This window comes from Sediminibacterium roseum (assembly GCF_009939005.1).
Lineage (GTDB): Bacteria > Bacteroidota > Bacteroidia > Chitinophagales > Chitinophagaceae > Sediminibacterium > Sediminibacterium roseum.
This window is the reverse complement of sequence record NZ_JAACJS010000006.1, coordinates 101,622-123,861: the sequence shown is the minus strand read 5'-3', so window position 1 is coordinate 123,861 and position 22,240 is coordinate 101,622. Positions and strand designations below refer to the sequence as shown.

Annotated in this window: 25 protein-coding genes and 2 pseudogenes; 8 read left to right on the top strand and 19 right to left on the bottom strand. The window is 40.1% G+C overall.

The features are described 5' to 3' along the window. Nucleotides 1–229: 229 nt before the first annotated feature. From GWC95_RS05400 to GWC95_RS05340, 13 genes are all read right to left on the bottom strand, one after another. Complete coding sequence (locus GWC95_RS05400; RefSeq protein WP_161817674.1) at nucleotides 230–1,093, bottom strand: PAS domain S-box protein; 864 nt, start codon at nucleotides 1,091–1,093, stop codon at nucleotides 230–232. Between the two features lie 70 nt (nucleotides 1,094–1,163). Beyond that, on the bottom strand, nucleotides 1,164–1,496 hold the full coding sequence (locus GWC95_RS05395) for a heavy-metal-associated domain-containing protein (RefSeq protein ID WP_161817673.1): 333 nt from the start codon (nucleotides 1,494–1,496) through the stop codon (nucleotides 1,164–1,166). An 82-nt stretch (nucleotides 1,497–1,578) separates the two neighbouring features. Beyond that, nucleotides 1,579–2,253 carry a DUF305 domain-containing protein gene (locus GWC95_RS05390; protein WP_161817672.1) on the bottom strand — a complete coding sequence of 225 codons (675 nt, stop codon included), beginning with the start codon at nucleotides 2,251–2,253 and terminating at the stop codon, nucleotides 1,579–1,581. 113 nt (nucleotides 2,254–2,366) lie between these two features. Further along, a complete protein-coding gene (locus GWC95_RS05385; RefSeq protein WP_161817671.1) occupies nucleotides 2,367–2,699 on the bottom strand; it encodes a four-helix bundle copper-binding protein in 333 nt (110 codons plus the stop codon). Nucleotides 2,700–2,739: 40 nt separating this feature from the next. Further along, complete coding sequence (locus GWC95_RS05380; RefSeq protein ID WP_161817670.1) at nucleotides 2,740–5,496, bottom strand: multicopper oxidase domain-containing protein; 2,757 nt, start codon at nucleotides 5,494–5,496, stop codon at nucleotides 2,740–2,742. A gap of 10 nt (nucleotides 5,497–5,506) precedes the next feature. Continuing rightward, nucleotides 5,507–7,588 carry a copper-translocating P-type ATPase gene (locus GWC95_RS05375; protein WP_237722084.1) on the bottom strand — a complete coding sequence of 694 codons (2,082 nt, stop codon included), beginning with the start codon at nucleotides 7,586–7,588 and terminating at the stop codon, nucleotides 5,507–5,509. 5 nt (nucleotides 7,589–7,593) lie between these two features. Then, complete coding sequence (locus GWC95_RS05370; RefSeq protein ID WP_161817669.1) at nucleotides 7,594–8,037, bottom strand: nuclear transport factor 2 family protein; 444 nt, start codon at nucleotides 8,035–8,037, stop codon at nucleotides 7,594–7,596. Nucleotides 8,038–8,157: 120 nt separating this feature from the next. Next, nucleotides 8,158–8,667: a DUF305 domain-containing protein gene (locus tag GWC95_RS05365; RefSeq protein ID WP_202630218.1), complete on the bottom strand. Its 510-nt coding sequence runs from the start codon at nucleotides 8,665–8,667 to the stop codon at nucleotides 8,158–8,160. Nucleotides 8,668–8,681: 14 nt separating this feature from the next. Beyond that, the gene (locus GWC95_RS05360) at nucleotides 8,682–9,149 is read right to left on the bottom strand and encodes a heme-binding domain-containing protein (RefSeq protein ID WP_161817668.1); all 468 of its coding nucleotides are present in this window, start codon (nucleotides 9,147–9,149) and stop codon (nucleotides 8,682–8,684) included. Nucleotides 9,150–9,151: 2 nt separating this feature from the next. Then, complete coding sequence (locus GWC95_RS05355; protein ID WP_161817667.1) at nucleotides 9,152–9,721, bottom strand: DUF3347 domain-containing protein; 570 nt, start codon at nucleotides 9,719–9,721, stop codon at nucleotides 9,152–9,154. A gap of 30 nt (nucleotides 9,722–9,751) precedes the next feature. After that, nucleotides 9,752–10,222 carry a DUF3347 domain-containing protein gene (locus GWC95_RS05350; protein WP_161817666.1) on the bottom strand — a complete coding sequence of 157 codons (471 nt, stop codon included), beginning with the start codon at nucleotides 10,220–10,222 and terminating at the stop codon, nucleotides 9,752–9,754. 74 nt (nucleotides 10,223–10,296) lie between these two features. Next, entirely contained in the window at nucleotides 10,297–10,776 is a 480-nt protein-coding gene (locus tag GWC95_RS05345) for a hypothetical protein (RefSeq protein ID WP_161817665.1), read from the bottom strand. 262 nt (nucleotides 10,777–11,038) lie between these two features. Next, entirely contained in the window at nucleotides 11,039–11,653 is a 615-nt protein-coding gene (locus tag GWC95_RS05340) for a DUF305 domain-containing protein (RefSeq protein ID WP_161817664.1), read from the bottom strand. 147 nt (nucleotides 11,654–11,800) lie between these two features. Here GWC95_RS05340 and GWC95_RS05335 point away from each other — a divergent pair, with 147 nt between their 5' ends. The 4 genes from GWC95_RS05335 (at nucleotide 11,801) to GWC95_RS05320 (ending at nucleotide 16,046) form a co-directional block, all read left to right on the top strand. Next, complete coding sequence (locus GWC95_RS05335; protein ID WP_161817663.1) at nucleotides 11,801–12,361, top strand: helix-turn-helix domain-containing protein; 561 nt, start codon at nucleotides 11,801–11,803, stop codon at nucleotides 12,359–12,361. An 88-nt stretch (nucleotides 12,362–12,449) separates the two neighbouring features. Next, nucleotides 12,450–14,675 (top strand): heavy metal translocating P-type ATPase, encoded by a 2,226-nt coding sequence (locus GWC95_RS05330; RefSeq protein WP_161817662.1) that lies wholly within the window; start codon nucleotides 12,450–12,452, stop codon nucleotides 14,673–14,675. Nucleotides 14,676–14,692: 17 nt separating this feature from the next. Further along, complete coding sequence (locus GWC95_RS05325) at nucleotides 14,693–15,733, top strand: flavin reductase family protein (protein ID WP_161817661.1); 1,041 nt, start codon at nucleotides 14,693–14,695, stop codon at nucleotides 15,731–15,733. Nucleotides 15,734–15,830: 97 nt separating this feature from the next. After that, nucleotides 15,831–16,046 carry a heavy-metal-associated domain-containing protein gene (locus GWC95_RS05320; protein WP_161817660.1) on the top strand — a complete coding sequence of 72 codons (216 nt, stop codon included), beginning with the start codon at nucleotides 15,831–15,833 and terminating at the stop codon, nucleotides 16,044–16,046. A 238-nt stretch (nucleotides 16,047–16,284) separates the two neighbouring features. On the opposite strand, the gene GWC95_RS05315 is transcribed toward GWC95_RS05320, so the two are convergent. Next, nucleotides 16,285–16,587, bottom strand: coding sequence for a hypothetical protein (locus tag GWC95_RS05315; RefSeq protein ID WP_161817659.1), 303 nt, complete (start codon nucleotides 16,585–16,587; stop codon nucleotides 16,285–16,287). A 204-nt stretch (nucleotides 16,588–16,791) separates the two neighbouring features. Here GWC95_RS05315 and GWC95_RS19720 point away from each other — a divergent pair. After that, nucleotides 16,792–17,561: pseudogene (locus GWC95_RS19720) on the top strand (glyoxalase superfamily protein). A gap of 12 nt (nucleotides 17,562–17,573) precedes the next feature. On the opposite strand, the gene GWC95_RS19965 reads toward GWC95_RS19720, so the two are convergent. The 5 genes and pseudogenes from GWC95_RS19965 to GWC95_RS20055 all read right to left on the bottom strand — a co-directional run. After that, a complete protein-coding gene (locus GWC95_RS19965; protein WP_317164093.1) occupies nucleotides 17,574–17,795 on the bottom strand; it encodes a GDCCVxC domain-containing (seleno)protein in 222 nt (73 codons plus the stop codon). A 15-nt stretch (nucleotides 17,796–17,810) separates the two neighbouring features. Next, on the bottom strand, nucleotides 17,811–18,443 hold the full coding sequence (gene merTP, locus GWC95_RS05305) for a mercuric transport protein MerTP (protein ID WP_161817658.1): 633 nt from the start codon (nucleotides 18,441–18,443) through the stop codon (nucleotides 17,811–17,813). Next, nucleotides 18,440–18,817 carry an ArsR/SmtB family transcription factor gene (locus GWC95_RS05300; RefSeq protein ID WP_161817657.1) on the bottom strand — a complete coding sequence of 126 codons (378 nt, stop codon included), beginning with the start codon at nucleotides 18,815–18,817 and terminating at the stop codon, nucleotides 18,440–18,442. Before GWC95_RS05300 ends, merTP begins: the two co-directional genes overlap by 4 nt. A 124-nt stretch (nucleotides 18,818–18,941) precedes the next feature. Then, nucleotides 18,942–19,529 carry a transposase gene (locus GWC95_RS05295; protein ID WP_161817656.1) on the bottom strand — a complete coding sequence of 196 codons (588 nt, stop codon included), beginning with the start codon at nucleotides 19,527–19,529 and terminating at the stop codon, nucleotides 18,942–18,944. 60 nt (nucleotides 19,530–19,589) lie between these two features. Beyond that, nucleotides 19,590–19,865, bottom strand: a pseudogene (locus tag GWC95_RS20055) (transposase); the annotation flags it as partial. A gap of 598 nt (nucleotides 19,866–20,463) precedes the next feature. Here GWC95_RS20055 and GWC95_RS05285 point away from each other — a divergent pair. The 3 genes from GWC95_RS05285 to GWC95_RS05275 all read left to right on the top strand — a co-directional run bounded on the left by GWC95_RS05285 (nucleotide 20,464) and on the right by GWC95_RS05275 (nucleotide 22,209). Then, nucleotides 20,464–20,748, top strand: a complete 285-nt coding sequence (locus GWC95_RS05285; RefSeq protein ID WP_161817655.1) for a helix-turn-helix domain-containing protein — start codon at nucleotides 20,464–20,466, stop codon at nucleotides 20,746–20,748. Nucleotides 20,749–20,883: 135 nt separating this feature from the next. Continuing rightward, complete coding sequence (locus GWC95_RS05280) at nucleotides 20,884–21,264, top strand: plasmid mobilization protein (RefSeq protein WP_161817654.1); 381 nt, start codon at nucleotides 20,884–20,886, stop codon at nucleotides 21,262–21,264. 12 nt (nucleotides 21,265–21,276) lie between these two features. Beyond that, complete coding sequence (locus GWC95_RS05275) at nucleotides 21,277–22,209, top strand: toprim domain-containing protein (protein ID WP_161817653.1); 933 nt, start codon at nucleotides 21,277–21,279, stop codon at nucleotides 22,207–22,209. Nucleotides 22,210–22,240: the final 31 nt, after the last annotated feature.

Here is a 22,240-nt window from a genome sequence, read left to right as displayed (position 1 = left end):
AGTATAATAGAAGCCTACAACAGTCGAAGGCCACATGCCAGCTTGAATTATTTAACACCAGAAGTAGCACATACAGCCGAGGGAACGATCCCTAAGCGGTGGAAGAAATACAAAAGAGCAACTGAATCAATAGAAACGTAATTTAGTGTAAAGAAAATACCAGGATTATCTACTAACAGTGTAAGGTTTTTTCAGGACGAGTCAGTCCGTCAAAATCGGACTCAGGTGGTCACTGCGATCGGATTGTGCAATCATCGGACATATCGTCAACCAATTCTTTTATATTAATTTCAGAGATACGAACCTGCATTTTTCCCTCTTCCATTTTACTGAGCGATAGAAAGTCGTTCAAAATATCGGTAAGCATATTTACGGAGGATATGATCCTTTGAATATGTTTTTTCCTTTTGGGCTGTTGCTCTATGGCTTCATATTTATTGATAAGATAAATGGAAGATAAGATGGTACTAAGCGGGGTTCTGAACTCATGCGAGGCGATTGAAATAAATTTTGATTTTAATTCCCCAAGATCTTTCTCTTTGTTTAAAACAACCGCTTGTTCATCTTTGGCCAGTTGTAACTGGTGCAAAGCCTCCGTTAACTGTTGTGTCCTGTCCGCTACTGTGTTTTCCAGCTCACTGTTTAATTTAGTTAACTCGGTATTGAGTTGAATAATTTGCTCTCTTGCATTTATCCGTTCAGTGATCTCTGTAACAAAAGCTATTACAAAATGGCCCTCATCATTTTTATAATGGCTTAAGCTTACTTCAACCGGGAACTCTGTTCCATCCTTATTAATGGCATGTAAGTCCCTGCCAATACCCATATGCCTGCTCTTAGGATGCTCATTGTAACCCTCCCTGTATCTTTGATGCTTTACGTGAAATCTCGCAGGTATTAACATTTCGATTTTTTTTCCAACCATTTCTATTAACTGATAACCAAACTGTTTCAGGGCGAAATCATTTGCCAGGATGATATTTCCATTTGCATCCGTTAATAAGATTCCAATACTTGCATAGTTGAACAACGCCTGGAAACGTTGATTTGATTTACCCTGCATTGAGTCGGTATCCTTATCATTAACATTCATTCTTCACAAATTGAAGGCGTAAGATTTAATTTATTGACATAGTCGTAGACCGTAATGTATGTGGATGGTTTTACTTTTTCCGGTATTTACAACATGCTTCCAGTTTATTGTAAGCTTCATCTGTAGCCTGTTGTTTTTCGGTGTCGTACCCGGCCTCTGCGATCTTCTTTTGAATATCAATGTTTCTAATTGTGTGTGTAGCATACGTAACGATCAGTAATTGGGTTTTTGCATTCCATTCTGCTTTTATAATCCCCTCTACTTTTAAAGTTTTTTCAATCTGCTGTTTACAGTTTTCACAATTGCCTCCACTAACCCTGATAGTATCTGTCTTGTCATGGGCATAAATGGAAGATGCAGTAAAGAGTAATACAAAGAATAACAGAAATTTTACTTGTTTCATTTTCGTTTTTTTTAATTTTTATAAAATTTATTTAAGTGTACTATATATAACTTCAGAATCGGTAGTGCAACAGGCACAATTATTATTTAATTTCAGGAAGCAACTTTTTAAAATTATTAATTTCCATTGTTTGATCGTTAATCATGGTCTTAGCCATTTGTTTAAGACTGGAATTCATACCGTTTGCTATTTCTGATTTGGCCATTTTAATCGCACTTTCATGATGAGAAATCATCATCCGAATAAAATCCTTATCTGTGTTGCCAGACATTTCCATTGCCTTCATATTAGCCATCATTTCATTGATGAGTTTATTCGATGCATTGCCCTGGCCCATATCCATTTTCATGGGCTTCGTGTTTCTTACGATATCCCTCAAATTATTTTGCTCCCCTTTTTGTTTGGTGATGATATTTTGGGCCATAGCTTTCAATTTTTCATCAGTACCTGACTTAATCTCGGCTTCACTCATATCAATAGCCCCTTGATGATGTTCTATCATCATACCGGCAAAATCTATATCAGGGTCGCCTGTCATCTTCATACTGCCCATTTTATCCATCATGCTCTTCATGGAACCCATCAGTCCATCATCCATTTTGCCCATGTCATGGGCATTCATAGCGCTGGCAGTATCAGGCTTGACCATCGTCGGACTGTCTGCACTTGTTTTAGCGGTAGTTGTTGTGCCGCTGTTGCAGCTGGCGAAAATTAGGGCACCCGTGAAGAGAGCGCATACTAATGAAATCGTTTTCATGTTGTTTGTTTTAATGATGACAAATAGCTATTTCGGTATTTTCTTACTGGTTAAACTAGTATTGAAATTGACAATAAGAATGCAGCTTAGCTGACTACATTCTTATTTTAGATTTAACCTGCACTACAGGCAGCTGCGCAGGCACGGCATGCTTCAGCGCAAGTCCTGCAATGTTCCATACCCATCTTGGCATGTTTCTCGCATTCCTCAGCACAGGCATTGCACACTTCTGCACATTCCTTTAACAGGTGTTTGGCATGATCCGATCCGCGGGCTGTAAGGGCGGCAACAAGGGTACAGATTTCAGCACAATCAATATCAAGTTTGATGCATTTGGCTAGCATCTTCACATCCTGCTCGTCCAGGCAGGCAGTTGTACAATGATTGCATTCTGCCACACAATTGTTAAGAGCGGCAATCAATTGATGGTTTTGTTGATGACTCATGGTTATTGGATTTATTGGTTAGGAAATCGTTATTGTTTATTTAGTATGTTATAGTAATACCTGCGCCTAATCCCATGTCACTATCGTAATGGGTGGACAAGGAAATATATTTGGTAGTGATGTAGCGAAATCCGGCCATGTACTCTTTGTCTGTATTGATCATGATGTTGAAACGTAAACGGCTTGTAACAGGTACATCTTCCCGGCTTAACTGAAAGCGGAATTTACCATCACCATCTATCCGTCCATCTGCCACAAAGAGCATGGGCAACGTATAGGCTACACCGGCCACTACGGTTTTCCGGTTGTTTTTATTACTTGCCTGTCCAAACCAGTTCCTGTCTTCATTGCCGAATATGTTTTTTGGCCCGTCGCCCTCTACTTTGTAGTGGTAGTCAAAACCAACATACGGAAACCACCATTGCATCCTGCCTAAATAGCGTCCAATCATAGTTTCACTTTCATACCCATGCATATCGCTCAGGCCCAGATGCCACAAGGTGCTTGCTTTCCACCGGGTTTGCGCGAACATGAATTCACCGTCAGTCCCATTACTTTCTATACCGATCCTGCCCATCGGGTGGAACTCCCTGTCATCGGAAAATAATTTTCGCTTTGCCAGTTTCGGATTAGGTATCTCGGGGTTTGCGGGTTGGTTCTCGTAAGTAAACACCCTACCCATTCCGCTCATCATGTGGTATAAAATATGGCAATGAAAAAACCAATCGCCATAAACATTAGCGTTAAACTCTAATGTATCCTTCTCCATGGGCATAATGTCTATGATATTTTTCATAGGAGCATATTCCCCCTGACCGTTCAATAGTCTGAAGTCATGACCGTGTAGGTGCATAGGGTGGCGCATCATGCTGTTATTGTAAAGAATGATCCTGATATTTTCTCCCTTTTTAATTAATATTTTATCTGATTCCGAAACCACTTTGTTGTCAAGGCTCCATACATAACGGTTCATGTTTCCTGTTAAATCAAACCTTAGCTCTTTAATGGGCGCATCTTTTGGAAGCGAAGTTTTTGTTGGGGATTTCAGCATGTTGTAATTAAGGGTAACAATATCTGGTGTTTCAGCTTCCATATTCATGCCCTGCATGCTATTATTATTGGGCTTTTGCATGGAATGTGAATCCTGGACCGGAGCCGCATTCATTTTCATTTCCTTTTTGGATTTTTCTTCTCCAGTTATTTCAGGATACATAACTGTATTCATGTCCATGATCTGGTTTTGCATAACCATGCCTTCCATTTCAATCAGGTTCCCTTTCATGTCCATCATGTCGTTCATCATCTTCATGCCGGCAAAATATTTTGGCCGCTTCATTTTTGTGGCGGCAACTTTTTCACCAGCGCCAAGCCATACGGATGCAAACTTGGTACGGTCTTCCGGAGTTACTAAAAACTCATAACTTTTATTTTCCGGAATAGTAACAACTACATCGTAGGTTTCTGAAACGGCTACGATCAACCTGTCAACCTCTACCGGTTCTACATCATTGCCATCCGAGGCTACTACTATGATTTTACCTCCTGCATATGATAACCAGAAATAATCTGATGCCCCGCCATTTGCTATTCGAAGTCTTACTTTATCGCCTGCTTTAAATTGAGGTTGTTCCAATTGATTTTTTCCATTGACCAGGAATTGATCATAATACACATCTGTGAGATCCATTGCATTCATCCGCTTCCATTCATTGGTAAGTTTTGTTTTCAAATGACCTTGTTTTATAGCTTCCGTATAACTTTGCGTACTGCCTTTTTGAACAGCAAACCAATCCGTAGCTGCATGGAGGCTGCGATGGACTTCTTTCGGATTCATATCTATCCATTCACTCAATATGAGGGGTATGGTAGGTATGTTCCACTCATGTCTTTTATTCATGATAAACATACCATACATACCAATCTGTTCCTGCAATCCCGTATGGCTGTGATACCAATGCGTTCCACTTTGAATGATCGGGAATTTGTACAAATGCGTTGTATGAGGTTTGATAGGCATTTGTGTTAGATTAGGAACGCCATCGTATTGATTCGGTAAAAAAAGGCCGTGCCAATGCAGCGATGTTTCCTCATTCAATTCATTGTGTACATAAATTTCCGCCGTATCGCCTTCTGTAAATGTCAATGTTGGCATCGGTATCTGGCCGTTTACGGCAATGGCTCTCTTTGTTTTGCCTGAAAAATTTACCAGCGTGTCGGCGATATATAAATCGTAACGCACTGTACGGGGTGGTATATTATTTGGGATTGTTTTTATTGGACCCAGGCTTACTTTTTTTCCCTCCATGTTCCCCATGTCGTGATCCATTTTCATGTCCTGCTTTTTAGCCGCTGTATCTATCTTGTCCATCTGCATACCCTTGGGATCTTCACTTCCAGAGGAGGGCGTACTACTTTTAAGCTTTTCTACGACTAGTTTCATACCGCATTTGGGGCAGTTACCCGGTTTGGCTGCATGTATTTCAGGATGCATGGGACAGGTATAGGATATGGATTGTTGCGATTTAGCTACTGGTATGGTGTCTTTCGGCATTTGCATAGCAGGTTTACCGTTCTCAGGTTTTGCAACTGCCTTTGGTTTTTCCTTTACCAGTTTCATACCACATTTAGGACAGTTACCAGGTTTTACAGCGTGAATTTCAGGGTGCATCGGGCATGTATAGGTTACAACCGGTTGCTCTTTGCTTTCTTTTTTACCCATGTCCATTCCCTTCATATCCTGGGCACTGCTAAATAAATAAAGGGCCATCCCAAAAACGATTAAACTTATTTTTTTCATAACAATACTTTTATTTTTTTACGGATAACATGCTTGCATTAATAGCAACCACAATTGTACTTACTGTCATTAAAACGGCGCCTGCGGCAGGACTTAATAAAATCCCTTGCTTATATAAAACGCCAGCGGCAAGGGGTAATGCAATAACATTGTATCCTGTTGCCCATATTAAATTCTGAATCATCTTTCTGTAAGTGGCCTTGCCAAATAAAATCAGGCTGACAATATCTGTTGGATTGCTGTTTACTAAAACAATTCCTGCGGTTTCTGCCGCAATATCACTGCCACTTCCAACAGCAATGCCAACATCTGCGATGGCTAAGGCCGGTGCATCGTTCACACCGTCACCAGTCATGGCAACAAACTCCCCCTTGCTTTGCAGTTCTTTAATTTTTTCTAATTTCTGGTGCGGCAATACTTCTGCAATAAAACTGTCCATACCTAATGTTTCACTCACACTTTTAGCTACTTTGTTATTATCTCCTGTTAGTAAAATAGATTTGATATTATTTTTCTTCAGAATTCTGATAGCTTCCGCTGATTCAGGTCGTATCTCATCTGACAAAGCAATATATCCGGCCAATTGATTATTGACAATGACAAATACAATCGTTTCAGTATCATTGGCGGTAAAGCCTTCGGGGAGGGCTATACTGTTTTCTTTTAAATATCCCGGACTAACCACCGCTATTTTTTTGCCTTCGATCGTCGCTTCAACGCCTTTGCCTGTGATGGCATTAAAGTTTTTTGTTTCTGGGATTTTGATCGATAGCTCTTTTGCTTTTTGCAAAATTCCTGTGGCAATAGGATGTTCAGACTTTTGTTCCAGGGCCGAAGACAACCGGATGATTTCATTTTCCGTTACCTCTTTTTGGAGCGTTACAATTTTTGATACTTCAAATTTCCCAACGGTAAGCGTCCCTGTTTTATCAAATACGATGGTAGTTATCTTCCTTGCATTTTCAAAGGCCGTCCTGTTCTTGATCAGCAATCCGTTCTTTGCTGACAGGGCCGTTGATTTAGCCACTACCAAAGGAACTGCTAATCCTAAAGCATGGGGGCAACAAATAACAATTACGGTAACCATTCTTTCCATTGCAAAGGCTAAGGGCTGCCCGGTCAGGTACCAATATAAAAAAGTAGCCATGCCGGCTACCAATGCAACAATGGTCAGCCATTTCGCGGCTGTATCAGCCAGCAACTGTGTTTTTGATTTTGATTTTTGGGCATCATCTACCAGTTTTATGACTTGCGAGAGATAAGAATCTTTTGCACTGTGGGATACAGTTACTTTAATAGAACCGTTCCCATTGATCGCACCGGCAATTACCTTATCGCCTTTTACTTTTTGCACCGGTTTTGATTCGCCGGTGAGCATTGATTCATTCAAATAACTTTCGCCCTCCTGTATGATTCCATCGGCTGCTACTTTTTCTCCGGGTTTTACCAAAATGATATCGCCTTCTTTCAGACTTTCTGTTTTTACATCATGTACCATTTCAGGCATCACCATGTGGGCATCCGATGGCATTAACTGTACTAACAACTCCAACTCTTTTGATGCCCCGGCAACAGATCTCATTTCTATCCAATGTCCCAAAAGCATGATAAGGATGAGCGTTGCCAACTCCCAAAAAAAATCCATGCCTTCTAGTCCCAACACGATCGCTACACTGTAGATATATGCTACCGTAATGGCAAAGCCAATAAGGAACATCATACCTGGATTTTTTGCTTTTGCTTCGCTTACCAGCCCTTTGAGAAAGGGCCAGCCGCCATAAAAGAAAACAATAGAGGACAAGGCCAGCAATACATATCGTGATCCCGGAAAACTTATCTGAATATTTAACCATTGCTGGATCATTTCAGACAACAGCATAACAGGTATTGTTAATACAAGGATCACATAGAAGCGCTTTCTGAAATCTGCGATCATTCCTCCATGGTTGCCATGTCCTTTTACAACAGAAGTATGACTATCCATTTGCATAGGCTCCAGTTCCATGCCACACAAAGGACATTTGCCTGGTGTATCCTGCACGATTTGAGGGTGCATGGGGCACCGGTACTTTTGTAGCTGAATACCTGCCATATGACTCATTTTCTTGAAGAGTTGTGAAGTATCATAATTTTCCATTCATTGTTCGACTTCTTTAAAACAGATGTTGCTATGCCTTTTCTTTTTACCTCATCTTTATTTTTGTCCGTGACAATAACATAATTATAGGTTTCCACGGCAAAAGCATAGTTGCCATCAAGCTGTACCTCAACCTTATAATCATTGAACTTAAAGGATACAAACTGTTTCAATTCAGGTAAAAGATGATGCTCCATATAATGTGCATAGCTACCTTCACTACCACCTGATTCGAATATTTTTGAATCCGGCGTAAACAGTTTTTCTGTGCCGGTTATATCCAGCTTTGTAACTGCATCGCTGTATTGTTTCAGTATCGCTTTTACAGCATCCACATCCTTGATTTGCGCAAATACGACCAGGTTAAAAAGTAAGCCGCTTACGAGTATGATTATTTTTTTCATGACTTTTGATTGATTATTTACAACATTCTTTCTTCCGGAGAAATATGCTTTTCAAGATTTTTATGATTACTATTTTTATTTTTTTCATAACAAACTTTTCCGATAAAATATACCTAAGCCTTATTTAGTTTCCATTGCCTTTATTTTGGCTTTCATAAAATCAATTTCCTTTTGTTGCGAACTGATGATGTCCTGGGCGAGTTGTTTGACTTCCGGGTCTGTCAAATCCGACTTTTCCACCATCAATATAGCTGCGGCATGATGGGGGATCATTGACTTAAGGAACTGCTTGTCGCCCACAAAAGATTGCTGGCGGATCCCCAGGTACGAGAAGGTTCCGACAAGAACTCCGGCAATAAGAATAATGATGTTCCTTTTTTTGTTCTTGTACATGCCGCCCATAATCACGAGTTCTATTACCACCATCGCTGCCGTCATCAGGGCTGCCATATACACCTGGTTAATATTCAAAACGACATTGGGGAAATGATCTACCATTGCATACATTAGAAAAAACATAGCAGCAAAAGAAAGGATGATCATGACCAGCAGTTTTGTATAATGCTGCGCTTCCATATTTTGCATCTTATGTTCGCCGGAAGCTTTTTGATTGGTATGTGCGTGTTCCATGATAGGTTATTTAATTAGTTACTAATTGCGGAGAGACTGTCCGCAGTTTTATATACCCATTCAATGATTAAATTCTTATCTGCCGCTGAGAGAATTGCGTTTTTGTGGATAAGCGTATATGAAGACAGGGGCATATCACCGTCTTTGATCTGTGTAGCGATTCCCTTCAGCTTGCTGATCTGTCTTCTTCCTGTATAGGAGCCAAATTCACTAAAGTTCAACTTGGCTTTTCCATTTTTTATATGCCGGGCCATCATCCATCCCGGCGGCTGAATATTTGCATACCAGGGATAGCGGGTGTTGTTGCTGTGACAATCATAGCAGGCAACCTGAAGAGATGTCTGGACATTAACTGGCACAGAATAAATTTTGCCAAAATCCCCCGGCGACACCTGCCCATTTATATTATGGGCAGGTTGTATAAACTGGATGGCAATCAATACCACAGCCACAAATAATATTATTTTTTTATTGCGGGTCATAGTTATTTAATTGTTTCCTTTAGAGTACCGCAGGTGGGCATTTTAGTTCCCAGGTAAGGGTTTTTAATATCCTTTGTTTCACTTACCCAGGTTGCTCCTTTGCCATTATTGTACATAGGACAATAGTCTTTATAAAGCGTCTGCTGCGCTGGAAATGCTTTTACCAGGTCATAGATGTCTTTGCTCAGTGTCTCGAAATGTTCGCGCTGGTGCGCTATCTTATCAGCATTCATACCGATGTGTTCAGCATGTTCTGTAGCATCACCTACAATATCAGCGTAGGTTTTCTTTTGTTCGGGTATAATTGAAGCCTGGTCAAATTTCGCAAAGGCGTCCGCCAATGCTTTACCACCATTGGCAGCGTCTTTTCCATCATCTTTTGTCAATGCGTTTTTTATATGCAGGTAATGTTCAACAATTTCTTTCACAGAAGAACCACCTGTTGCGGGTGCAGGCATTGCTGCCATGTGAGTGGTATCTGCACTTTTCTTTTCTTCTGTCGTGTTATTATTGTTGTTGCATGCGGTAAGTGCAATGGCAATAAATGCCACACCTATGAATATCTTTTTCATAACGAATGATTAGGGATAAATAAATAGTTTTTACAAAGTGGCTTTCACGCTGCCACATGTAAGCATAGAACTGCCGTAATAAGGATTTTTGATTGCCTGCTGGCTACTTAACCAGGATGCTTTTTTCATCGGGCAATATTGCTGGTACACCGGGTCAGCAGAAAGCTTTACAGTTTTCGCAAGCGCAATCATGTTATCAGAAAACGGTGCAAAGTGTACACGTTGCTCTTTGAGATCTTTTGTTTTTGCAATGGCGTCGATGTCTTTCAACAGGGCATCACGATTTGCGTCTCCGATTGTTTTCGCGTCCGCATCATTAATTGCCTTTACAAGATCAGTTGCTTTGTCTGATGCTGCATTTGCGTTACCGGCGACCAACGCATCCTTGATCTCATAATACAAACTAAGTAATTGCGAAGGACCTGTTTTTGGACTGGTTTGACCAAAGGAATAACCCAGTGTTGTTGCGAGGACGGCAACAAGAAATAATATTTTTTTCATTTTCTTTGATTTGATAAGAATAAATCTGTTACACGCATAGGCATAGCTATACGGATCTAACGGATAACATCAAATCAAATCTGGAATGACTGTATGGCAATACGGATATCTTGTATGGGAGGATGGTGACATCGGACAAATTGCTTGATGTTCTTTTCTCTGTCCGAACCGTATTCAGAAATATTAAAATGATAAAATGAAACGGGCAGCGCTGAAGAGTGCAAAGGTACAATAACACCTATAGTGGATGCGGGTCTTGATTTATCAGCCTGCTCCATTTTTACAACTTTATCCTTACAGCAATTGTCTTTACTGTCAGATTTTTCGTGGGCTTGGGCTTTCCTGCTATGGGCATGTCCACCGGTTTTTTTGTGTACATGCTTTTTCCCATCTGCATGCACATGTATAGGGGGAGAAACTGGGGTTTCGTTATGATGTTTGGCATTAAAACCCATATCCACGCCAATTGCACATGCAAAACCAACAGCTGTATTCAAAAAGAATACAGCCAGCAGGAAAGCCGCTCTAAAACGTATGGATATATTTTTTATCATAGGGTCCCCGGAAAGCTTGCAATTTATGTAAGAACATAAAAATGCGAGAACATAAAGTTAAGCTTCTAATCCGGTTACTTTTTACATAATTTTGAGAAATATTTACACAATTCCTGTTTTCTGTCCTAAACACCTCATTTTCACTATAGTTTCAATTAGGTCTTAAGCAAGGTGTTTGAGACAGCCATTCAAAATTTTCAGGTTATTATTATCGCCAGAAGCTGAAGAAACAGGTAAAATCCTATCTATCATTCAATTTTGTTTATCGTCGATTTGAAACAAGCCAGTTGCTCAGTTCTTGGATTTCCTTGGGCTGGGAAGACATTATATTCGTAGCTATCTGTTTAAGCTGTGAGTGATTTCCATGATGCAAATAAGCAGATGCATTGTCTAGGGCACCCTGATGATGTACAATCATTAAGGTAGCAAAATCATTGTCAATATCACCAGTTATAACTTGAATATCGGCAACTTTTGCCCCTTTCATCATGTTTTCTTTTTGCTCTGCAGTAAAAGAGGGATCAGTATTGTCATTGGAAAGGCTGGCAAGTATCAAATTCAATTGTTGAATCTCCATTTGCTGCGCAGTGATAATTTTCTGCGCTGTTTTCTTTAATGTGTCACTTGTTCCGGACTGTAGTTCGATCCCGGCCATGTTTATAGCGCCTTGATGATGCATAATCATCATCTTAACAAAATCAATTTCTGGATCGTTGGTGGGTGTCATCGCATCCATCCGGGCCATCATAGAATGCATACTATCCATCATCCTATTTTCATTATGGGCCTGGAGTTTTAACCCATTCTCGTTTTTACTACATGACAAAGCAAAAAGGGCAAAAATGCTTGCGGCGGTAAAAAAATGTTGTTTTTTCATCTTGAAAGTATTTAAATAATTTAGAGATAAAAAACATGCCTGAGATCGGACACTTATATTGTAGAAATTCATCCACTATAGAAGATGATAAGGTATGAAATAAAGTAAGGGCAGTCGTATCCTATCAATACACAATATATTTGCGCTATGAAACTTTATATCAAAAATATGGTTTGCGACAGGTGTGTGATGGCAGTTCGCAGGCAGCTGGAAGATCTTCATATTGGTTACAACCAGATCCAGTTAGGCGAGGTTGAGCTAAGCGAGGAGATTACTGATGATCTTTTGCCGGTTTTAGGTTCCGCCCTGGAAAAGATGGGTTTTGAACTGCTTGATAACCGGAAAGCAAAAATTGTTGACAAGATCAAAAATACCATCATTCACCTGGTTCACTATGAAGCCGAAGAATTGAACTTGAAATTTTCAGCATTTCTCGCTGATAAACTCAACCTGGAATATCACTATTTATCCTCCTTGTTTTCTTCCATTGAAGGTATTACCATTGAGAAATATATCATTCTGCAAAGGATCGAGAAAGCAAAAGAGCTGCTGATGTATGATGAGCTTACTTTAAGTGAAATTGCCGATCGCCTGGGATATAGCAGTGTACAACATCTTTCACAGCAGTTTAAAAAAACAACCGGCTTGACTCCTTCACATTTCAAACAGCTACGCGAGAATAAAAGAAAACCCATCGACAAGGTTTAGCTGCTATCATACAATCCTATACATCTTAGTGATAATTCTGTAACAATGCGATTACCTGCCTGCATGAGCTTTGCACAAAACAAAGATTATGTCAGAGAATTACATAAAGGAAACCTTTCCTGTTCTTGAAATGACCTGTGCCGCATGTGCGATCAGCGTTGAATCCATGTTGAAGTCTGTTACAGGGGTAAAAGATGCAGGCGTCAATTTCGCCAATCAATCCGCATGGGTTAATTATGACCCTTCCATCCAATCCCCTGAAACCTTACAGAAAACCGTTCAGTCCATCGGGTATGATTTAGTGATTGATAAAGAGAACGGTGATGAAATAAAAGAAAAAGCGCAACAGTCTCACCTTAGAGAGGTCAAGCACAGAACGATCTGGTCATCCTTACTTTCCCTACCAATTGTAATTATCGGGATGTTCTTTATGGACCTGCCTTACGGCAACTGGATCATGATGGCGCTGGCTACCCCAGTGGTTTTTTATTTTGGCAAAACATTTTTTATCAATGCATGGAAGCAGGCAAGGCATAAGAAAGCTAATATGGATACGCTTGTTGCATTAAGCACCGGTATTGCCTATTTGTTTAGTGCCTTCACTACCCTTTATCCGGATTTTTGGCATAACAGGGGATTACATGCGCATGTATATTTTGAAGCGGCGGCTGTTGTAATCGCTTTTATTTCTCTTGGAAAATTGCTTGAAGAAAAAGCAAAATCTAATACATCTTCTTCTATAAAGAAATTGATGGGTTTGCAGCCTAAGACAGTTACGATTGTTATCGGGAATGATCAATTCAAAGAAATTCCTATCAGTGAAGTTTCTGTAGGTGACATCCTGCTGGTTAAACCGGGAGAAAAAATACCGGTTGACGGGATAGTTGTCAGTGGATTTTCATTTATTGATGAAAGCATGATCAGTGGAGAACCCATCCCGGTTGAAAAGAAAAAAGGCGGGCCGCTTTTCACCGGTACGATCAATCAGAAAGGTAGCCTCCAATTCAAGGCAGAAAAAGTTGGGGGAGATACCGTTTTAGCACAGATCATTAAAATGGTACAGGAGGCGCAAGGTAGTAAAGCGCCGGTTCAAAAACTGGTTGACAAAATCGCCGGCATTTTTGTCCCGGTAGTGATCGGTATTTCCATGCTGACCTTTATTGTATGGATGCTATTAGGTGGTGACAATGCGTTTACCCATGCACTACTCTCAGCGGTAACTGTTTTGGTTATCGCATGTCCTTGTGCTTTGGGGCTGGCAACACCCACGGCTATTATGGTGGGCGTTGGTAAAGGAGCAGAAAACCAGATACTGATCAAAGATGCAGAAAGCCTTGAACTGGCGCACAAGGTTACAGATATCATACTTGACAAAACCGGAACGATCACTGAAGGCAAACCTAAGGTGACTGATGTTTATTGGGATGCAGCAGAAAACGAAACCGAATTGAAGGCCCTATTACTCGGAGCCGAAGTATTATCAGAACATCCGTTGGCGGAAGCTGTCACCACTTACCTGGCTGCAGAGAATGTTAAATCGCTTCCTATCAGTGCTTTTGAAAGTATCACGGGCAAAGGTGTTGCGTTTATGTATGGCAGTACACCATTCTTAGTAGGCAATCATAAATTACTTAGCGAAAACAATATACCGATCACAGGCCCATTGTCTGTTCATATCAATCGGTTACAACAGGAAGCAAAGACAGTTATCTTTTTTGCCAGGAATCAAAAACTGGTCGGGGTAATCGCCATCGGCGACAAAATAAAAAACACATCTGCTGAAGCAATCAAGACCTTAAAGGGACTAGGGATCAATGTCTATATGTTAACGGGTGACAATAAACAAACTGCTCAGGCGATTGCAGATGAGGTTGGGATCAATCATTTTAAAGCAGAAGTGATGCCGTCAGAAAAAGCTGAATTTATTAAACTGTTGCAGAACCAGGGAAAGATTGTTGCGATGGTAGGGGACGGAATTAATGACAGCCAGGCGCTGGCACAGGCCAATGTAAGTATTGCCATGGGAAAAGGCTCTGACATTGCCATGGATGTAGCAAAAATGACTTTAATTACCTCTGATCTCAATGTTATTCCAAAGGCAATTACGCTGTCGCGTAAAACGGTTGCAACCATCAAACAAAACCTGTTCTGGGCCTTTATTTACAACCTCATCGGCATACCGATTGCTGCCGGAGTGCTGTATCCAGTCAATGGCTTTTTACTCGATCCCATGATCGCAGGTGCTGCAATGGCGCTAAGTTCGGTAAGTGTAGTAAGTAATAGTTTACGGTTAAAGTTTTCTTCGCTTAAATAAAAAATGACACTCGTTGTATGATTCAAATTTGGAAAACAGAAAAGGTGATACAGGAAACTTCTGATACGAAAACAATTGTTTTCAATCCCGGCAATGAATCGTTCACTTATAAAGCCGGGCAGTTTATTAACCTAAGTGCGAAGATCAATGGGGTTACGCAAAGCCGTTCCTATTCACTTTCTTCCAGTCCCGGCGAAATTTTTCCATCAGTTACGATAAAAAGGATCGAAGGTGGCTTGGTGAGCAACCACATTCACGAATATGCAGATACGATCACGGAATGGAATGTAGCGGGTCCGCAAGGCCTGTTTCATATCAACGCCGAATCTTCAGCCCAATATGTATTTATTGCAGGTGGCAGCGGTATTACCCCTATTTATTCAATGGTTAAGGATGTTTTACGAAACAGCGCAGCGGAAATATTTTTACTATACACAAGTAAGAATATCGAAAGCAAAATCTTTCATTCAGATCTGCAAAAACTTGAACTGCAATACGCCAAGCGATTGCGGATACAGTATATACTTACATCCGGGCAGGCCCAAAATACACCTGGGACTGGATACTTACCGGAAAGATTAAACCGTCTTATGCTAAAGAAGCTATTAAAAACTCATCTTGGGGAAAAGATCAATGAAAGTCAATTTTTTGTTTGTGGCCCCCCTGGATTAATCTCCCTTTCAGAAGAAGTGTTTTCCACTTTACAGATAGATCCCATACAAATACACAAAGAATATTTTCAACCACCTGTTGTTGAAGCGCCCACTATTAAGATACCGGAATCAATTTTGGAAGTTTTATTACATGTCAGGGAGCAAACTACTTTATTAAGTATTCGGCCGGGCACATCTATTCTTGATTCGGCACTTGAAGATAAGATTGAAATGTCCTATTCCTGCAAATCAGGGACATGCGGCAAATGCGTAGGCAAACTGCTGGCAGGAAAGGTTCACATGCATCATAATTATGCGTTGAACGAAGATCAGTTAAATCAAGGGTACATTCTTCTCTGCCAAAGTATTCCCTTAAATGAGTCGGTTGAGATCGAAGTTGGATGAAACATATAATTATATAACAAACACGCTCCATTCTATAACAAAATATATTATGCCTGCTGGTAGCTTTGTATAAATAAATAATTAAAATAAAATTTACATGGAAACGATCAAATTTAAAACAAACATTAAATGTGCGGGTTGTATTGCCAAAAACACTCCATTTTTGAATGAGGCCGTGGGTGAAGACAATTGGGAAGTCGATGTGCAATCGCCTGATAAAATCTTAACCGTGGTGACTGAAGAGAAAATTTCTTCGGAAACCGTGATCAAAGCGGTAAAAGATGCCGGTTATACTGCGGCACTTGCAGATTAATGAATGAATTATAAGGAGCAGGAACTTTATTCTCGAAGGATATCAGGCATTCCCCGAAATAGAAGAACACATCAAGCCCGGATAGAATTGTCACCTGAACAGAAAACCCGCCTTGAGAAGATTATACACCAGACCATTATTCATGCAGGCGACAATAACACTATGAGTATGGGCAATGACAATAGCTTTAGTTCCTAAAGATCATTGATTGACATTGTTCCGGAAATTTTCTATCGCATCAAAGGGACTGGTAATCTTTAATAGCTGCCTCAAGTTCAGGGGTAAAAGTGGAGTTAGTATCTTTTACAGTGAATTCGCCAGTTGCTGACAACCGCCTCTTTAGACTCAAAACATCGGGGAAATTTTTCCCCGTAATAAATTTGGTTTTAGTTAGCTTAATAGTATCCCAGTTACCTTTTTTTGCTATAGCAACGTATTCCCCGAGCGCATGTTTCAGTCCATGATAAAGTGGATTTAATTTCGCATACTTCTCGTTATCCTTATTTTTATTGGATAAGATCGAATCAGCCAGTTTGAGCATTGGCTGCTTCTTTATTGGTATAAAAGTTTCCAGATCCTGGACATTTATATTTTCATCTTTATACGCATCAAGGATAAACTGAACGAAGTTATATCGTTCAATTCCAAAAAATATTTCGAATCAGACTAGGCAGGTGAAACAGGCAATTACAGGCAAATAAGCTATATTTAAGTTGGGCAAATAACCAGCGCCCATCCACTGCTTATGTTGTATCAGATAAGAACCATTCTTGGGGGCGTTATGATCCTTTTAGGAGTGATCCATATTGGATTTGCCTTTCCGATCACAACCTTTGACGAAGGCGTTTTATGGTTCATCGGATCAGGTTTGGCGGTTGTGTTTAGCGGTGCTTTCAACATAGCGGCTGTCGTTAACTGCAGGCAGCGTTGGTTTGCATATGTAACTCTGGCTGTTAATCTGGTTATGCTCGGCCTCATTATTTCGGCATTGAGTCCTATCAGAGAGCCGCAGGTGTATGCAGGGATATTTCTATACCTGACCGCGACTATTATCCTTGCCATTCAAACTTTTCACAGGGAAAATAAAAAGGAAAAGTACATAAATCATACAAAAACAGGTGATGATCACTTGAAAGAAGTTCTCAGCGAAACCGAGGCTATTCCCATGCTTCGCATTTTCGACAAAAAGAAAGCAGAAGAATTTTATATTGACTGGCTTGGATTTAACCTGGAATGGGAGCACAGGTTTGAAGAAAAGCTGCCGGTGTACATGGAAATTACTAAAGCTTGCATCAAGCTTCATTTAACAGAACATCACGGCGATTGCAGCCCAGGTGGAAAGGTGTACATCGTTTGCGCCGGACTTGCAGATTATCACGAACAACTGCTAAGTAAAAACTATTCTGCAACAGACCCGGACTTGGGAAAGCGTCATGGGGATCGCTTGAAATGACCGTCATTGATCCATTCGGTAATCAACTACTCTTTACCGAAAGAAAGGAAGAAGAAGATTAAATATTTTTGTACTCAATTTTTAGAGCAACATGATGCGCCAGCCTGAATCGGTGGGCATTTAACTGTACCATAGCTGCAAAATACGCAGCAATCACCCTGTTTTGGTTTTAAAATCGTTTCGCAATTAGTGCACTTGTAAAAATACATGCAAGCATCTGTTGGCATTGTTTCAGCCTTTGCAAAATTGCATTCTGGACAAGTAATGGTCGAGGTAAGTATGACTGTATTTTCCATGAATTAGTTGATCATTTATTTTTTAGGTTCTTGCGTTACTGCAACGGAGCCGGTAACCACGTAGCCTGTTTTATTGATTGCACTGATAATGGTTTTGTCGCTCACTTTTGAAGGATCATAAGTCACTACACTCGTGCCTTTCCCGTAAGAAGTGCTATAAGCAACAACCCCTTGTAATTTGGATAGCTCGTTATTGATCTCTCCTTCACAACTCTGGCATGACATGCCCCTTATCGAAAAGGTTGTTTGCTTTTTATCTGGTGTTGCAATTCCCGTGGCAATTTTCGCATCAGGATTAGAATAAAAAATTCGTGCATAAAGTGGAAAGGTCATCATCAAAATTGAGAAGACAGTAACAATGAACAATAACAGCCTAGACTGAAAGAATGATTTTTTTCCGGTATCGCAGTGACAATCATCGGGATTATTTTTTACCGGTTTTAATTGCTGATACCACGCAAAGCCAAGAACAGCAATAGATAAACCGATCAGGTAAGGACGCGCTGGTTCGATCCAAGAAAAATTAGCTGCGATGCTGCTGCTACCTGCAAGCAATGCGATAACCGGTGTAATGCAGCAGATGGAAGCGGCCAATGCTGAGAGCACACCTGTGCCGATTACAGTTGCCGACGATTTAGGATTGGTCATGCTGTTTGCAATTTTTCTGTGTGCAGGTTAAGATGCTTGAAAAAAGGTTTCAGGATCTTTATATTCTGTTGCGCCAGTGAATAATAAATTGTCTGACCTTCCTTCCTTGATACAATCAAATTTCCGTCTCTCAACTTACGCAGATGCTGAGATATGGCAGGAACACTCATGAAAAGGATATCGGCAAGATCACATGGACATAATTCCCGTTCTTCCGAGAGTAGGTAAATGATTTTAAGGCGGGCTTCGTTACCTGCTAATGCAAGTATGGAAGACAGTTGCCCAAATGAATTTTTCGCCACAGCAAGTTTTATCCGGCAATCTTTGATTTGTTCCTGGTCAGCGAACAACCGAATGCATGTATCGTTATCCATAAGGCGAAGATAAGGCTCACTTCGTATTTAAGCAAATACTTAAATAAGCCGAAAATTGAACCGGACGTTGAACTGACTGCGACGCAACGATGATCAACACAAGCACAACCGCTGGAGCCACCACTCAGGTTTCCTGTATTTTTTTGTGCTTCTTCGCGTGGCGCTTTGAGATTGGCGAACCATTCAACCCGGCATTATTGTAGCGCTCCAGTTTTATTACCTGTTCCTTTTTTTGGGTTTTACGTTTTTCTTTTTGTTCGTCTTTCTTTGTTTTTGCATTGGAAACATTTTGTTCATCGACAATCGTTGAAAAACCTTGTTTGTTTTTGAGCACACCAAATATTACCCGGAGCAACTTGTGCATTACCACGCCCATTGAACTAAAATGGTTCTTTCCTTTTGCACGCGCATTGCTGTATATATTTCTAAACAATTCGCTGTACCGGATTGCAGTTAATCCGCTCATGTAAAGAACCGCCCTGATTTCAGACCGTCCTTTCTTACTCATGTGGTTGCCCCATTTTCCATCACCACTTTGTTTGAACACCGGATGCAGACCAAAGTAAGCACTTAGTTTTTTCGCGTTTTCAAAACGATGAATGTTTTCTATTTCAATCAGGATCTCGACTGCACTTTGATTTCCAAGAACAGAGATAGATGTCAGGAGTTTTACTTCTGCGGTGTCAATGCACAAACCGATTTCGTTGACCACTTCAGTCCGATTTTGACAAAATCCCCAAAACGATTGAACTTTTAAGTTTTGTTTGATGCATTAAAAAAACAATTCTATGCCCCATCGTTGCTTATAAAGTTGTGTGACTGTTTCGGCATTTACTTTAAGGTTATTCGTTAATAAAACAAAAGTCCTGTCATACTCTGAATCATAAAATTTTATACGGCGTAATCGTTCGGGATATCGGTGGCTACTATTAATTCCGGTTAGTAAAATATCCTGATCACAGAGTATTCCAAATTTTCTGTTTTTGGGTCTTGATTCGATTCGTTTAAATTGAAGATTTTCTTTGGCGCGGACAACAAAATAAGCTTTGTCTTGCTTTAAGTTTTACAGTCTGGCAAAATCGACGTAAGCCTTATCCATTACATCAATTCCGGTACGAGGGGGTCAACGCGATTGGATTTTGCACATTATATCTTTTAACACAAACTTTAAAAATATCCTGAGAAGCAAAATCCATAATTTGAGTAAATACCATTCGTCCTTGGTTCATTATCAATCGTTTACGCAAAGGACGATAAAGAACTAAATTCAAATCAACGCCGACCTAAATTCGGCTCAAACAATGACCCATCAAGTGTTTCAAAGAACTTTTATAATAAACAACGCAACGCTAGTGGAATCTTATCATTAATTATTACTGGTATTGGATATTGAATGATAAAACCGATCAGAAAATTGCCGATCAGTTTCCAGGTAAGACAGTTGAAAAATCATGTTAATAGGCACTTCAATTATTTAAAATTAAGCAAGCTGTTAGGCTCATCTTCTATGTTATCCGAATACATGGCATTTTTTACTCTATGTATATGGATAAAAAACAAATTCTTATCTCCACCAGTTGATTCCTAAGCGGTTACTGACATAAAACTTTATTCAATGACATCAAATTTGGATAAAATTTAATCCCATGTCAAGTATTGTAGTATTAGAAGAGAGCGAGTTGAGAAAACTTGTAAAGGAATCAATGGCCGAAGTCTTGAATTCAGGGCAAAGTAGAACTGCCGAAAACGGGCTAAGTTCAGTAGAAGAACCTCTGCTAAGCAGGCAGCAGATGGCAGCAGAGCTAAACATATCTCTGGTCACTCTAACCGACTGGATGAAAAAAGGACTCCCTTATTTACGAATGAATGGCCGCGTGTATTTCCGACGCTCAGAAGTAATTGCCTCCATGCGACATAATGTTCTGAAGTAAACCCACTACCAAAAGTGTCACCAAAAACAATCAGCGATCATATCGGTGTGACGAAAATCACATCGCATTAAGGTAACACCAAAAGTATTTCAGCACCTAAATGGTCACACGAAAATCACAGTATAAATATCCTATATGGAAACTCGGAAAATTAATTCAGTAATACAGAAATCCGGCAGACCAAGAAAACATGTGAAGAAAGATCAGCGTTTGACACTTGTATGTACAGAAACAGAACGCCAATATATATCCAAGTGGGCAAAGGAACAGGATTTAACAGTCTCAGATTATCTAAGACGAAAGGCTTTTAGTCAAATAGAGCAAAAAACAGATCCAGAGTTCTCGCGGGAAGCAAGACCAATGCTCGTCCAATTAAATTATCTGATCGGAAATCTAAAAGAGATGTTGGAAAAGGAACAGGGGTTATCATTTACAGCCTTGAAACTTGCAGGTGTCAAATCCATTATACAACAAATCAGTCTGCTTCAAGCAACGCTTGTGCCATATACCAACTAAAAGAAAAATTCTATGGAGCGCGATAAATTGTCCATTGCAGAAGTAAAGAAAATCGACATGGTTGAGTACCTGGAGAAACTGGGCCATTCACCCAATAAGATAAGAAATAATGACTACTGGTATCTCTCGCCATTGAGGGATGAAAAAACGCCGTCATTTAAAGTAGACCGGAAGCTGAATGTGTGGTATGATCATGGTCTGCAGAAAGGAGGAAACTTAGTTGATTTTGGTATCCTGTTTTATCAATGCACAGTAAAGGAGTTACTGCAAAAAATAGAACAAAAAAATCACTTTCCTTTTCACACGCAATCCCCCCTTTTTAAAAGCATTTCTTTTTCCGCTGCTGGTGAAAAAGAAAAAATTGTAGTCCGGGATGTGAGGTCAAATATCAAGTTATTATCGTTGAAGCAATACCTGTCATTCAGAAAAATTCCACTGGAAATTGCGAACCGGTTTTGCAAGGAAATTGATTTCGATTTGTATGATAAAAAATACACGGTGATCGGGTTTCAAAACAGCGCCGGTGGATATGAATTGCGCAGCGCTAACTTCAAAGGAAGCAGCAGTCCAAAAGAAGTGACACTAATCGGGAAGAATCTGTCAAATGAAATTCTCGTTTTTGAAGGCTTTATAGATTTTCTTTCTTACCAAACAATGCATCAGCGCAAGTTTATCATGATGACAAAACAGCAGCCAAATTTTCTAGTGTTGAACTCAATTGGCTTCATGGAAAAGATGAAGCCGCAACTTGAAAAATATCCTTCCATTCATTTATACCTCGATCGGGATAACAAAGGATTGACTATCACAAAAGAAGTATTGGCAATCAGCAGAAAGTACCGGGACGAAAGCCTTATTTATAAAAATCACAAAGACTTAAATGAGTTTCTAATGAAAGAGCATTTCGAACAAAGGCAATCACAAAGGAGAGGTAGGCGGCTTTGACTTTTTCGGAGCGAGCTATGTTTCGGGAACC